At 56.4% G+C, this 13,304-nt stretch carries 10 protein-coding genes, 1 tRNA gene and 1 other annotated feature; of the genes, 8 read left to right on the forward strand and 3 right to left on the reverse strand.

Going from position 1 to position 13,304, the window contains the following annotated elements; all coding sequences use genetic code 11:
- Positions 1-174: 174 nt before the first annotated feature.
- Positions 175-1,179, reverse strand: a complete 1,005-nt coding sequence (locus tag FOI68_RS15535) for a YaaC family protein (RefSeq protein WP_143863693.1) — start codon at positions 1,177-1,179, stop codon at positions 175-177.
- 170 nt (positions 1,180-1,349) lie between these two features.
- On the opposite strand from FOI68_RS15535, the gene guaB reads away from it, so the two are divergent.
- The 8 genes from guaB to FOI68_RS15575 all read left to right on the forward strand — a co-directional run bounded on the left by guaB (position 1,350) and on the right by FOI68_RS15575 (position 11,174).
- The gene (guaB, locus tag FOI68_RS15540) at positions 1,350-2,810 is read left to right on the forward strand and encodes an IMP dehydrogenase (protein ID WP_029098099.1); all 1,461 of its coding nucleotides are present in this window, start codon (positions 1,350-1,352) and stop codon (positions 2,808-2,810) included.
- Between the two features lie 177 nt (positions 2,811-2,987).
- Positions 2,988-4,292: a D-alanyl-D-alanine carboxypeptidase family protein gene (locus tag FOI68_RS15545; RefSeq protein WP_029098098.1), complete on the forward strand. Its 1,305-nt coding sequence runs from the start codon at positions 2,988-2,990 to the stop codon at positions 4,290-4,292.
- 104 nt (positions 4,293-4,396) lie between these two features.
- Positions 4,397-5,281: a pyridoxal 5'-phosphate synthase lyase subunit PdxS gene (gene pdxS / locus FOI68_RS15550; protein WP_029098097.1), complete on the forward strand. Its 885-nt coding sequence runs from the start codon at positions 4,397-4,399 to the stop codon at positions 5,279-5,281.
- Positions 5,282-5,291: 10 nt separating this feature from the next.
- Positions 5,292-5,882: a pyridoxal 5'-phosphate synthase glutaminase subunit PdxT gene (gene pdxT, locus FOI68_RS15555; RefSeq protein WP_029098096.1), complete on the forward strand. Its 591-nt coding sequence runs from the start codon at positions 5,292-5,294 to the stop codon at positions 5,880-5,882.
- Positions 5,883-5,993: 111 nt separating this feature from the next.
- Positions 5,994-6,221: a binding site (T-box leader), on the forward strand.
- Between the two features lie 154 nt (positions 6,222-6,375).
- Positions 6,376-7,665, forward strand: a complete 1,290-nt coding sequence (gene serS, locus FOI68_RS15560; protein ID WP_044899310.1) for a serine--tRNA ligase — start codon at positions 6,376-6,378, stop codon at positions 7,663-7,665.
- A gap of 437 nt (positions 7,666-8,102) precedes the next feature.
- The gene (gene aceB, locus FOI68_RS15565) at positions 8,103-9,713 is read left to right on the forward strand and encodes a malate synthase A (protein WP_029098094.1); all 1,611 of its coding nucleotides are present in this window, start codon (positions 8,103-8,105) and stop codon (positions 9,711-9,713) included.
- A gap of 18 nt (positions 9,714-9,731) precedes the next feature.
- Complete coding sequence (gene aceA / locus FOI68_RS15570) at positions 9,732-11,012, forward strand: isocitrate lyase (protein WP_143863694.1); 1,281 nt, start codon at positions 9,732-9,734, stop codon at positions 11,010-11,012.
- A gap of 85 nt (positions 11,013-11,097) precedes the next feature.
- Positions 11,098-11,174, forward strand: a tRNA-Arg gene (locus FOI68_RS15575).
- 518 nt (positions 11,175-11,692) lie between these two features.
- Here FOI68_RS15575 and FOI68_RS23550 read toward each other — a convergent pair.
- Both FOI68_RS23550 and pdaA read right to left on the reverse strand, forming a co-directional pair.
- Positions 11,693-11,833 (reverse strand): hypothetical protein, encoded by a 141-nt coding sequence (locus FOI68_RS23550; RefSeq protein ID WP_185973966.1) that lies wholly within the window; start codon positions 11,831-11,833, stop codon positions 11,693-11,695.
- A 638-nt stretch (positions 11,834-12,471) separates the two neighbouring features.
- A complete protein-coding gene (pdaA, locus tag FOI68_RS15580; RefSeq protein ID WP_029098091.1) occupies positions 12,472-13,263 on the reverse strand; it encodes a delta-lactam-biosynthetic de-N-acetylase in 792 nt (263 codons plus the stop codon).
- Between the last annotated feature and the right edge of the window lie 41 nt (positions 13,264-13,304).

Here is a 13,304-nt window from a genome sequence, read left to right on the forward strand (position 1 = left end):
AGGTTGATAGGTTCGGTGTGGAAGCGCGGCAACGCGTGGAGCTGACGAATACTAATCGGTCGAGGACTTATCCACTCTATAATCCACTGCCACCCATGCGTATCCAGTTTTCAGGGAATGAGGTACGGCCTTCTCAACAATGTCGTTGGGAAGGCTGTTTTGTTTTGCCCCCTCTTATTCGCAAAAGAGGGGGTTGTTTTTTTGCATTTGCTTCAGAATAACCGTAGGCAGGGTGTGCGCATGGCTGTCGAGAAAGCACTCCACGAGATATCGCTCCGCGTAGGCGGGAGATAGGGCCAACTCCCCCCACCACTCCGTTTCGTACCGGCAGAGCATGCTGAGCACGTACAGAATCAGGTAGTGGCTGGCCCAGATTGGCAGAAGAAGCGTTTCCGGCGCACCGTTCCAAAAGTACAGGGAGCCGTGATGAAAAGAAAACAGCGGGTGCCTCTCCCATTCCGAAAGAGCGGTCGAAGGGACAACAGCTTCCTTGCCGGTGCCGTCCACCCATTGAAACAGGAAAGCGTCGCAGCCGTCGGGAGCAAGCCGCCGTACATACTGCCGAAACGTCTCGGGAGAATACGCCAGCGGCCCGTCAGAACCGGCGGGGAACGTCACCCGGAACACGGTCCCCTGTTTGTCGTCGTGCAGCTGCGCGATGTCCAGACCAACGCGGACCCACGGCGATTTCCTTCCGGTAACGGCTGCATACGGACCGCCCAACTCCGACAAGGACGCAAACAGCTCATCCAGCGAGTACCGATCCTGCAGGGGCGTAGGGCCGAATAGACGGGCCAGATGGGCGAACAACCCTTCCTTTTGCGGCCGCACTTCATCCTCCAACAGGTGGTAAGCACCGCGCTTCCGCTTGCGCGTGGTCACGCCGTGCTGCAGCACGCGGCTGTTTTGCGGATAGTCGGGGTCGCAGGTAATCAGCCATCCTTTCAGCAGATGCACATACCCGTAAAACAGCAGCAGCGGCCGAACCGAAAGCGAGGCGCCATGAGCCGTCTCGTAAAACTGCCGCGCCTGCTGCCAGGTGTAAAGAAAGCGGGTGCTCTGGTGGAACGCCAATCGGTCGGGGTGCGGCAGCCCCCTGGTTTGGTAGCAGTGGGACAAATACCTGCGCGCGGCTGGCTCCGTTTCCAGCAAGCGCAGCGCGGACCAAGCATCCTGCATCGTCATCACCTTTGGTTAACTTTCGTATTATGGTAACGCTTTCCTGATGTTTTTTTTGATTTATCTGGATAATTGATGGTATACCCGAACGATACAAGCTTTCCTTGACAGTAAATTAAGCCGTTTGTTACACTGGCGATAAAATATTTTGGCGAAAGGAGCTTATTACTGTGCGGGAAGACAAATTCGTGAAAGAAGGTTTGACGTTTGACGACGTTCTCCTCATTCCGGCCAGATCGGAAGTGCTTCCCCGGGACGTCGACATCACGACGAAGCTGAGCGAAAACGTTACCTTGAACATTCCCCTGATCAGCGCCGGCATGGACACGGTGACAGAATCTAAGCTCGCTATTGCCATGGCTCGTCAAGGCGGTATCGGGATTATCCATAAAAACATGACCATTGAACAACAAGCCAGCGAAGTGGACCGCGTCAAGCGTTCGGAAAGCGGCGTCATCACCAATCCGTTCTCGTTGACTCCGGACCATACCGTCGCCGATGCGGACGAGCTCATGGGCAAATACCGCATTTCCGGCGTCCCCATCGTCGATGAGCAGAACCACCTCATCGGGATTCTTACCAACCGTGACCTCCGTTTTGTGCACGACTTCTCCACTCCCATTAAAGATGTCATGACCAGAGAAAATCTGGTGACGGCTCCTGTCGGAACGACGCTGCAGCAGGCGGAAGCCATCCTGCAAAAACACAAGATCGAGAAGCTGCCCCTGGTGGACGAAAACAACGTTCTCAAAGGGCTGATTACCATCAAGGACATCGAGAAGGCGATCCAGTACCCGAACGCGGCCAAGGACAAGCAGGGACGTCTGCTTTGCGGTGCGGCAGTCGGGGTGTCGGCCGACACGTTTGAACGGGCGGAAGCGCTGGTGAAGGCCGGCGTGGACGTGCTGGTAGTGGATACCGCACACGGCCACTCCGTCAACGTCATCAATACGGTGAAAAAGCTGAGACAAGCCTATCCGGACCTCACCATCGTGGCGGGAAACGTGGCTACCGGAGAGGCGACCCGCGACCTGATCGAAGCAGGCGCCTCCGTGGTAAAAGTAGGGATCGGTCCCGGCTCCATCTGTACCACCCGCGTCGTGGCCGGTATCGGCGTACCGCAGATTACCGCCATTTACGACTGTGCCCGCGTTGCCCGCGAGTACAATATTCCAATTATTGCCGACGGCGGCATCAAATACTCCGGTGACCTGACAAAAGCGATCGGAGCGGGCGCGTCGGCGATCATGATCGGCAGCCTGTTCGCCGGAACCGAGGAAAGCCCGGGCGAATTCGAGATTTACCAAGGCCGCCGGTTCAAGGTGTACCGCGGCATGGGGTCGATCGGCGCGATGAAAGCGGGCAGCAAGGACCGCTACTTCCAGGAAAACGAACAAAAACTGGTTCCGGAAGGCATCGAGGGCCGCGTTCCGTACAAAGGGCCGCTGGCTGACGTTGTCTATCAATTGATCGGCGGACTGCGTGCCGGCATGGGCTACTGCGGGGCCAAAACCATTCAGGACCTGATCGACAACGCCCAGTTCGTCCGAATCACCGGTGCCGGTCTGCGGGAAAGCCACCCGCACGACGTGCAGATTACCAAAGAAGCACCCAACTACTCCATTTCCTAGGACGATCGACGCAAAAACCCCTTTCACGATTGGAAAGGGGTTTTTTTCTAGTCTCCGACACGGACAAACAGGTCGAAACAAGCTTCAAGGAAGGCCTGCTTGTATGGTACACTTACATTTGTGTGCTCATGCCAATCGTGGCGAAGAACGACAGAAACGGGAGAGTGAGTAAAGCAAATGAAACAAAAAAGATGGACAAGGCGATTGATGGGGCTGTTCCTTTCTGTCGCTGTGTTTTTGACCGCGTGGGGCGGCATGGCCGTTGGCGCAGGAGCCGCACAGCCCAACCTGCAGTTGGCGGTTAAATCGGCCATTCTGGTGGAAGCGTCCACGGGCAAGGTGCTGTACAGCAGCAATCCGGACGTGCCGCTGCCGCCGGCCAGCATGAGCAAGATGATGACCGAGTACCTCGTGCTGGAAGCGATTAAACAAAAGAAAATCAAGTGGGACGAAAAGGTCCCGGTAAGCGAATACGCCTTTTACATCGCAAAAATGCCGGATTCCGCCGGCGTCTACCTGAACATGGGCGAGTCCCATACCGTCAAGGATCTGTACAAGGCCATGGCGATCGTGTCCGCCAACGACGCGACCGTGCTGCTTGCGGAAAAAGTGGGCGGCAGCGAAGCCAACTTCGTGGCGATGATGAATAAAAAGGCCAAGGAACTGGGAATGAAAAACACCTCGTTCGTGACGTCGACCGGTTTGCCCACCGACGATCTGGGACCGTACGCACCGCAAACCGAGCAAAAGGAAAACATGATGTCGGCACGCGACTCCGCGATCCTGGCCCGCGCGCTGATTCGCGATTTCCCGGAAGCATTGGAATACTCCAAAATTCCGGTGCTGGCGTTCCGTGAAGGTATGCCAAACGAGATCAAAAAGAAAAACTACAACTGGATGCTTCCCGGACTTCTCAACTACTATCCGGGGGTAGACGGCTTGAAGACCGGCTATACGCAGGCGGCGGGACACTGCTTCACCGGTACGGCAACGCGGGACGACATGCGCCTGATCAGCGTCGTCATGGGGGCAAACGGCGAGACGAAGCGCTTCGAAGAGACCAAAAAGCTGTTGGACTACGGCTTCAGCAACTTCAAGCTGACCAAACAGTTGGAGAAGGGAGCCGCGGTGAAAGGCTATGAAACCGCGCCGGTGAAAAACGGTGTGGACCTGACCGTACCGGCTGTAACGGGCGAAGAGGTAACCGTCCTGACCAAAATCGGCGAGGACACCAAGTTTACGCCGGTCGTGACCTTCCAGGATCTGAATGCGCCGCTGACGAAAGGACAGGTCATCGGGAAAGTGGCCTTTAAAGAAGAAGGGGCAAAGGACAGCGACTACCTGCAGCCGGAGGACGCGGCCAAGGCGGGCGTCAACCTCGTGGCCGGTCAAGATGTGGAGGAAGCGAGCTGGATTCGCCTGTTCTTCCGCAGCATCATCCAGTTTATTAGTAACATTTTCAGCAGCGTCACGGGCAAATAGGTGGTTGTGCCGAAAATCGCACTTCGTTTACAATGGTGAATATTAAGACAACGTTTGCAACAAACGTGCAGATCCTGAGTCCACTTGGGTAGGAGGCAAAAAGCATGGTACAAGTAGGAACGTCCCGCGTTAAAAAAGGTATGGCTGAAATGCAAAAAGGCGGCGTCATCATGGACGTCGTGAATGCCGAACAAGCAAGGATTGCGGAAGCGGCCGGTGCCGTGGCCGTTATGGCACTGGAACGCGTACCGTCTGATATTCGCGCGGCCGGCGGCGTGGCGCGCATGGCTGACCTGGGCATCGTGGAAGAAGTAATGAAAGCCGTATCCATCCCGGTCATGGCCAAGGCACGGATTGGCCACTTCGTTGAAGCGCGCGTGCTCGAGGCGATGGGCGTCGACTACATCGACGAGAGCGAAGTGCTCACTCCTGCCGACGACATGTTCCATATCAACAAAAAAGACTTTACGGTTCCGTTTGTCTGCGGCGCCCGCGATCTCGGCGAAGCACTTCGCCGCATCGGTGAAGGCGCATCCATGATCCGCACCAAAGGGGAGCCGGGTACCGGCAACATCGTGGAAGCGGTTCGCCACATGCGCACGATGCAGGCGCAGATCCGCAAAGTGCAAAGCATGTCCTACGACGAACTGATGGCGGAAGCGAAAAACCTGGGTGCTCCGTACGAACTTCTGGAATACGTTCATAAAAACGGCAAGCTGCCGGTCGTCAACTTCGCCGCCGGCGGTGTGGCTACGCCGTCCGACGCTGCGCTGATGATGCAGCTCGGGGCAGACGGCGTGTTCGTCGGCTCCGGTATCTTCAAATCGGAGAATCCGGAGAAATTTGCCCGCGCCATCGTCGAAGCGACGACGCACTACACCGACTACGATCTGATTGCCCGCGTCTCCAAAGGACTGGGTACGGCTATGCCGGGCATCGAAATCTCCAAACTGCGCGAAGCGGATCGCATGCAAGAGCGCGGCTGGTAAGGTGGACAACATGAAAATTGGCGTACTTGCCCTGCAGGGGGCTGTTGCTGAACACATCCGCATGCTGGAAGAGGTCGGAGCAACAGCGGTCCCGGTGAAAAAAGTGGAAGAGCTCGACGATCTGGACGGTCTGGTGATCCCCGGCGGGGAAAGCACCACGATCAGCAAGTTGATGCACAAATACGGCTTCATGGAAGCCATCCGCCAGTTTGGCGAAGCCAAAAAGCCGATTTTCGGCACATGCGCCGGCGCCATCCTGCTGGCCAACCGCATCAATGGCCAGGAAGACTGCCACCTCGGTCTGATGGACATGAAGGTGGAGCGCAACGCGTTTGGACGTCAAAAGGAGAGCTTTGAAGTCGATCTGCCCGTGGCGGGCATCGCTCCCGATTTTCCGGCTGTCTTCATTCGGGCGCCGTACATCATGGAACTGGGAGAAAACGGTCAGGTGCTGGCGAAGTACGAAGACAAAATCGTCGCCGCCCGCCAAGGCCATTACCTGGCGGCTGCCTTCCACCCGGAACTGACGGAGGATGCGCGCATCCACAAATTCTTCCTCGACATGGTGAAGGAGTACCGGGCCGATAAAGTTCAGGCCTGATCCCACACCGCAGCAAAAACCGGTACCGTCCGTGGTGCCGGTTTTTTTGTCAACCGCCTCCTTTACACAGGTATAGAACCTGTAGTACAGTTAACAATAGAAGTACGGATAAGGAATGCGATGATGAGGCTAGTACTTTGCATGAGCCAGGCCCAGAGAGTCGGTGGCGGGTGAAAACCGATCCGGCGTGCAAAGGAATCCACCTCGGAGTGGCAAAGGTTCAAACTTTGCCCGGAACCGTCCCGTTACGACGGATGAGAGTGGGCAAATGCGGATGGAAACGTACGACGCATTTGTCAACAAGGGTGGCAACGCGGGTATACGACACTCGTCCCTTACAGAGGGGACGGGTGTTTTTTACTGTCCTGCCCGCAGGTGCGTCTGATGCGGGAAGTGTGCCGCAGGAACGCGCGCTTTCCGATCGCCCTGCAAAAAGGGGTTCGACTGGACAAAAGAAGCTTTCCAGTGATCATAGGGATTAGGAGGGATTTCCATGCTTGACGTGAAAGTTTTGCGCAGCGATTTGGAAGAGGTAAAACGCCGGTTGGCACATCGCAACGAAGACATTTCCGCGCTGGACCGGTTTGCCGAAACGGATGAAAAGCGGCGCCAGGTGATTCAAGAAGCGGAATCGTTGAAAAATAAACGAAACACGGTCTCCGAACAGGTGGCGATCATGAAGCGCAACAAGGAAAACGCCGACCACCTGATCGCCGAAATGAAACAGGTAAACGAGCGCATCAAGGCGCTGGACGAAGAACTGCGCCAGTTGGACGAACAATTGGAGCAGATCTTGTTGAGCCTGCCCAATCTGCCGCACGAGAGCGTGCCGATCGGTACGTCGGAAGAAGACAACGTGGTGGCCTGGACCTGGGGCGAACCGCGCCGTTTTGCGTTTGAGCCGAAGCCGCACTGGGAGCTGGCTGCCGATCTGGGCATCCTCGACTTTGAAGCGGCGGCGAAAGTAACCGGCAGCCGGTTTGTCTTTTACAAGGGGCTGGGCGCGCGTCTGGAGCGGGCGCTGATGAACTTCATGCTGGATCTGCATACCGGCGAACACGGCTACGAAGAGATTTTGCCGCCGTACATCGTCAACCGCACCAGCATGACCGGCACCGGCCAGCTTCCCAAATTTGAGGAAGACGCCTTCAAGCTGGAGGGGCCGGATTACTTCCTGATCCCGACAGCCGAGGTGCCGGTGACCAACATGCACCGCGACGAGATTCTCGACGCAGCCGACCTGCCGCTCTATTACGCCGCGTACAGCGCTTGTTTCCGTTCCGAAGCGGGCTCGGCCGGCCGCGATACGCGCGGACTTATTCGCCAGCACCAGTTTAACAAGGTGGAGCTGGTGAAGTTCGTCAAACCGGAAGACTCCTACGACGAGCTGGAAAAACTGGTGAAAAACGCGGAAAAAGTGCTGCAGCTCCTCGGCCTGCCGTACCGCGTGATGAGCATGTGCACCGGCGATCTAGGGTTTACCGCCGCGAAAAAGTACGACCTGGAGGTATGGATCCCGAGCTACAACACCTATCGGGAAATCTCCTCGTGTTCCAACTTTGAGGACTTCCAGGCGCGCCGGGCCAACATCCGGTTCCGCCGCGACGCGAAGAGCAAGCCGGAGTTCGTCCATACGCTCAACGGCTCCGGTCTGGCAATCGGCCGCACCGTGGCCGCTCTGCTGGAAAACTACCAGCAGGAGGACGGCTCCATCGTCATTCCGGAAGTACTGCGTCCGTACCTGGGCGGCCTGGAAAAGATCGCGCCGAAGGAAAGCCGCTGACGGTGTGCGGTGCACAGACAACCAGCATAGGGAAAAACGGCTCTCTGTCCACGGGATGGAGAGCCGTTTTTGTTTGTGACATCAGCGGCGGAATTTTTTGAAAATGCTGTTGCTTTGTACGAATCTCTGTTATATAATAACAACAAAACAGTTGAGTATTGTATTAATACAGGAATGGAGGGAACGATAATGAACTGCTCTCGGTGTGAAGGAAACGGCGAACAAAATTGTCCGCAGTGCGGCGGGGCCGGTTATGACGAGCACGGGGTGGCGTGCCATCATTGTCACGGTGACGGCTGTGTAAGCTGCAGCCACTGCAGCGGCAGCGGGTATCTGGATTAAGGTCATTTTTTTTGCTGGTGCTGTACTATAATAGTCTGCATCATTTGTCGTCTGTATCATAATAACGTTCCGGTTCAGGAGAGGAGGAACCTGCTTTGACTACGCTGCACACCAACCATTACCCTGCCGAAGTGACCATCACCGGCGAGCTGCCGCCGCAGTATGGGGAAATTCTCACCCCCGACGCGATTCGATTCTTGATCAAGCTGGAGCGGGCGTTTGGCGAGAGGCGGCGGGACCTGTTGAAACAGCGGAGCAAACGGCAGGAGGAGATTGACTGCGGGAAGCTGCCCGATTTTTTGCCCGAGACCGCCCACATTCGCAAGGCTGATTGGACAGTGGCTCCCCTGCCGCCCGACCTGCAGGACCGCCGGGTGGAAATTACCGGTCCGGCCGGCGACCGCAAGATGGTGATCAACGCGCTCAACTCGGGAGCCCGGATGTTTATGGCCGATTTTGAAGACGCCAACTCGCCGACATGGGCCAACACGATCCAGGGACAAATCAACATGCGGGATGCGGTGAGACGCACCATTTCCTACACCAGTCCGGAAGGCAAGCAGTACGCGCTGAAGGACAAAACGGCTGTGCTGATCGTCCGTCCGCGCGGCTGGCATCTGGAGGAGAAACACGTGCTGCTGGATGGGCAGCCGCTCTCCGGCAGTCTGTTTGACTTCGGGCTGTATTTCTTCCACAACGCCCATGTCTTGCGGGAAAACGGATCGGGCCCGTACTTTTACCTGCCCAAACTGGAGAACCACCTGGAAGCCCGGCTGTGGAACGACGTCTTCCTGTTCGCCCAGGACGAACTGGGGATTCCGCGCGGCACGATCAAGGCGACGGTGTTGATCGAAACGATCCTGGCCGCGTTTGAAATGGATGAAATCCTGTACGAGCTGCGGGAGCACAGCGCCGGACTCAACTGCGGCCGTTGGGACTACATTTTCAGCTACATCAAAAAACTGCGCAACCAGCCCGATGTCATCCTCCCCGACCGCGCTTTGGTGACGATGACGGTGCCGTTCATGCGGGCGTATACCACGCTTGCGGTCAAGACGTGCCACAAGCGGCAGGCGCCCTGCATCGGGGGAATGGCGGCGCAAATCCCGGTGAAAAACGATCCGGTCAAAAACGAAGAGGCGCTGGCCAAGGTGCGGGCCGACAAGGAGCGGGAAGCCTACGACGGCCATGACGGCACGTGGGTGGCCCACCCCGGATTGGTGCCGGTGGCGATGGAAGTGTTCGACCGCCTGATGCCGGAAGCCAACCAGATCTGGTACAAGCGGGAGGATGTGCAGGTCACGGCGGCCGATCTGCTGGCAGTGCCGGAAGGGCCGATTACGGAAGAGGGGGTGCGGACCAACATCAGCGTCGGCATCCAGTACATCGAAGCCTGGCTGCGCGGCCACGGCGCCGTGCCGATCAACAACCTGATGGAAGACGCGGCTACGGCGGAAATTTCCCGCGCCCAGGTCTGGCAGTGGATTCGCCACCGCCGGGGCGTGCTGCCGGACGGGAGGAAGATTACCGCCGGACTGGTCAAACAGTGGTTGAGCGAGGAACTGCAAACGTTGAAACAAGCCATCGGCCGGGAACGGTACGAGAGCGGCAAATACCAGTTGGCGGGCGAATTGTTTCTGCGGCTGGTGACGGCTGACGAATTCGAAGAGTTCTTGACCATCCCGGGCTATGGCTATCTTGAATAAAAAAAGGAGTGGAAGAGGATGAACAAGCAAGAGGCGATCAGACAGTTGGAGGAAAGCTGGAAGGCGGAGCGCTGGAAGGGAATTGTCCGCCCGTATACGGCAGAGGACGTCGTCCGGCTGCGCGGTTCGGTGCAGATTGAACATACCTTGGCGAGATTGGGGGCGGAGCGGCTGTGGCACCTGCTCAACACGGAACACCACATCAAGGCGCTGGGGGCCCTCACCGGCAACCAGGCGATCCAGCAGGTGAAAGCGGGCTTGAAAGCCATCTACCTGAGCGGCTGGCAGGTAGCGGCCGACGCCAACCTGGCCGGGCACATGTACCCCGATCAGAGCTTGTATCCGGCCAACAGCGTTCCCCAGGTGGTCAAGCGGATCAATCAGGCGCTCCAGCGCGCCGACCAGATCCAGCAGGCGGAAGGGACCGGCGACATCTACTGGTTTGCGCCGATCGTGGCTGACGCGGAAGCGGGCTTCGGCGGACCGCTCAACGTGTTTGAGCTGATGAAAGGCATGATCGAAGCGGGAGCCGCCGGCGTTCACTTCGAAGACCAGTTGGCTTCGGAGAAAAAGTGCGGCCACATGGGCGGCAAAGTGCTGATTCCCACGCAGTCGGCCGTCCGCAATCTGGTCGCAGCCCGCTTTGCCGCTGATGTGATGGGCGTGCCGACCGTGATCGTCGCCCGCACGGATGCCAACGGCGCCTTTTTGATCACCAGCGACATCGACGACCGCGACAAGCCGTTCCTCACCGGCGAGCGCACACCCGAAGGATTCTTCCGCATGCGCGGCGGGCTGGACGCGGCCATCGCCCGCGGCCTCAGCTACGCGCCGTACGCTGATCTGATCTGGTGCGAAACCTCGGAGCCGAACATGGAGGAAGCACGCCGGTTCGCGGAAGCGATCCACGCGCAATTCCCGGGGAAATTGCTCGCGTACAACTGCTCCCCGTCGTTCAACTGGAAAAAGAAGCTGGATGAAGATTCCATCGCCCGCTTCCAGGATGAACTGGGCGAGATGGGCTACAAGTTTCAGTTCGTCACTCTGGCCGGCTTCCATACGCTCAACCACAGCATGTTTGAGCTGGCCCGGGGCTACCGCGAGCGCGGCATGGCCGCCTACTCCGAGCTGCAGCAGGCGGAGTTCGCGAGCGAGGCGTACGGCTATACCGCGACCCGCCACCAACGGGAGGTCGGCACCGGCTACTTCGACGAAGTGGCACAGGTGATCGCCGGCGGCACCTCTTCGACCACGGCCTTGAAAGGCTCCACCGAGGAAGAGCAGTTTACCCATAGCTGATGAAACGGAGGACCGGGGCATTGTCCCTGGTCCTCCCATTTGCAAAAAGTCGTCATCCTTCATATAATTAAGGTAGGTGCATTACGTCCTCGTAGCTCAGCAGGATAGAGCAGCAGTTTCCTAAACTGCGTGTCGGAGGTTCGAGTCCTCTCGGGGACGCCATAAAAACCGCGCGATGGCGCGGTTTTTTCTCTTTTTACGGATTGTGCTGCTGCAGAAATAGGAGGTTCCATGCAAAGGATTCGATACCCATTGTCGAAGGGACGGCGATTTGTGATACCATAAAAATGTATGCAGGGTACATTAATTTGCGTAAACAAAAAAGGGCCAAGAGCGTTGCCGCGCTCCGGCCCTGTACAATAGACGTTCCCCACAAGGGGGGCGGCTCAGTACAACGACGAAGTGACCGCCTGGGACTTCATCGGCATTCACGCACGCGTTAAAGGTCAAACGTAATTTTTACCGTTTTAGTGGGCTTGTCTTGTTGCTTCCACTTGGCAAGGGTCGTGAAAGAATGGTCTCTTGTATATCCTACATCAGCATAGAGATCGCCCGTCTTGGAGGAAAATGTGGTAATCCGAAAGCGTGACATTTCTTGTTCACGCTGCGTTGGATCCAATTGTTCCAAGAACTGATTGATAGGCGGTATTTGCCTGATTGGTAGTTTGACCTCTTTTTCGTTAAAGACAATGCTGATTTATTCCCTTTTTCTTCCTGTTTTTCCATTTGTGGGTGACTGTTGTGGAGATGGCTGAGCACCCCCATAGAATCCAAACAGGCATCGCCAGAATGACACTAAGACTGATCATTTTTTTCATCATGAAAGTTCCTCCTTGGGTTGTAAAAACAGACGAGTTTTCTTCTTTCTTGTAATGAATCTGAAAGGAAAACGTATATGGCTATCTCACGGGATGATCCAGTTCCACTTTGGCCGAGACACACTGCAACCTTTATTAACCCCTTGATTGTAGCGTATGGCGCAGGTATTCCACTACAAAAAACTGGCAATATTTTATTAAGAATTCACACAATTTTAACATCGGGCTTATTCATTGCTCCCATTTATGAGATACAATGAAAATGACTACCGTGAGAAGAAAGGGGTATACTCATTGAACTTGGTATTGACCGAAAGACAATGTCGAGTATGTCAGGTTCGTCTAACGGAGTACGAAATTGAAAATAACAATGAGCTTTGCATGGATTGTTATAAAGAAAACCGTGAAGATACAGGAACGAAAACGGACCTGGGCAAAAAACCGTCTCTCTGATGGGAGACGGTTTTTTCGTGGCGTCCAATCCGTGTATGGGCGGTTTGGGTTGAGAAGAAAGGCGGCTTCAGTCGGGGAAGAACGCGTCGGTTTTTTCCGTGTCAAAAGCGGCATCGCTTCAAACAAACGCGCCGCTTTTTCCATGACAGGGTAGGGACGAACAGGCAGCCCTTTCCCGGCAGGCCGCTTTACGGAACAGGTGTCGGGGGCTGCTGCGGGACCAACTGATCCAGGCTCTTGAATTCGTACCCCTGCTTGCGCGCCTCGTCGATGATTGCGCCCAGCGCTTCCGCGTTGTCGCGGGAGACGGCGTGCAGCAGGATGACGGCACCCGGGTGAAGCTGCGAGATGACGTTGTCGTACGCGTACCGCCAGCCTCTCTGCACCTTGGTGTCCCAGTCTTTGTAGGCAATCGACCAGAAGACGCTGGTATAGCCCAACTCCTTGCAGGCGGCAAGGGAGCGGTCGCTGAAAATTCCTCGGGGGGGACGCAAAAAGCGCATCTCTTTTTGACCAGCGATCCGGGCAACTTCCGTCTGTACTTTTTCCAACTCCTCCCTGATGCGGGCGTTGGGGATTGTCGTCATGTCGGGGTGGCTCCAGGAGTGGTTTCCGATGAGATGCCCTTCGTCCGCCATCCGTTTAACCAGTTCCGGCTGGTCCTTCACGTAATGTCCGGTCACAAAAAAAATGGCCGGCACCTTTTTGGCCTTGAGCGTGTCCAAAATTTGCCCCGTGTAGCCGTTTTCGTACCCGTTGTCAAAGGTAAGAAACAGTTCTTTTTTGGTCGTATCCCCCAAAAAGATGGCCCCGTGCTTCTCCACAACGGACTTGAATCCTTCCTGGTCGATGGAAGGAAGCTGGCCGTCCCTGCTCTTTTTAAAGCCAAAATGGTACGCCGTATCCGGATGGGCAGCCGCATGTGCCGTAACGATGGTAACGAGCAGCAAGACAGCGGAAAGAATGGTGAAGCGCTTCATGGTAACCCGCCCTCCTTTGTGACAATAGGCTTCCCGTTTTC

Source organism: Brevibacillus sp. LEMMJ03 (genome assembly GCF_007197875.1).
Taxonomy (GTDB): domain Bacteria; phylum Bacillota; class Bacilli; order Brevibacillales; family Brevibacillaceae; genus Brevibacillus; species Brevibacillus thermoruber.

What these genes read in the sequence shown, in the direction of transcription:
- FOI68_RS15535 (WP_143863693.1), bottom strand. Translation starts at nt 1,179, where the DNA reads ATGCAGGATGCTTGGTCCGCGCTGCGCTTGCTGGAAACGGAGCCAGCC.
- FOI68_RS15545 (WP_029098098.1), top strand. Translation starts at nt 2,988, where the DNA reads ATGAAACAAAAAAGATGGACAAGGCGATTGATGGGGCTGTTCCTTTCT.
- pdxS (WP_029098097.1), top strand. Translation starts at nt 4,397, where the DNA reads ATGGTACAAGTAGGAACGTCCCGCGTTAAAAAAGGTATGGCTGAAATG.
- pdxT (WP_029098096.1), top strand. Translation starts at nt 5,292, where the DNA reads ATGAAAATTGGCGTACTTGCCCTGCAGGGGGCTGTTGCTGAACACATC.
- serS (WP_044899310.1), top strand. Translation starts at nt 6,376, where the DNA reads ATGCTTGACGTGAAAGTTTTGCGCAGCGATTTGGAAGAGGTAAAACGC.
- aceA (WP_143863694.1), top strand. Translation starts at nt 9,732, where the DNA reads ATGAACAAGCAAGAGGCGATCAGACAGTTGGAGGAAAGCTGGAAGGCG.
- FOI68_RS23550 (WP_185973966.1), bottom strand. Translation starts at nt 11,833, where the DNA reads ATGATGAAAAAAATGATCAGTCTTAGTGTCATTCTGGCGATGCCTGTT.
- pdaA (WP_029098091.1), bottom strand. Translation starts at nt 13,263, where the DNA reads ATGAAGCGCTTCACCATTCTTTCCGCTGTCTTGCTGCTCGTTACCATC.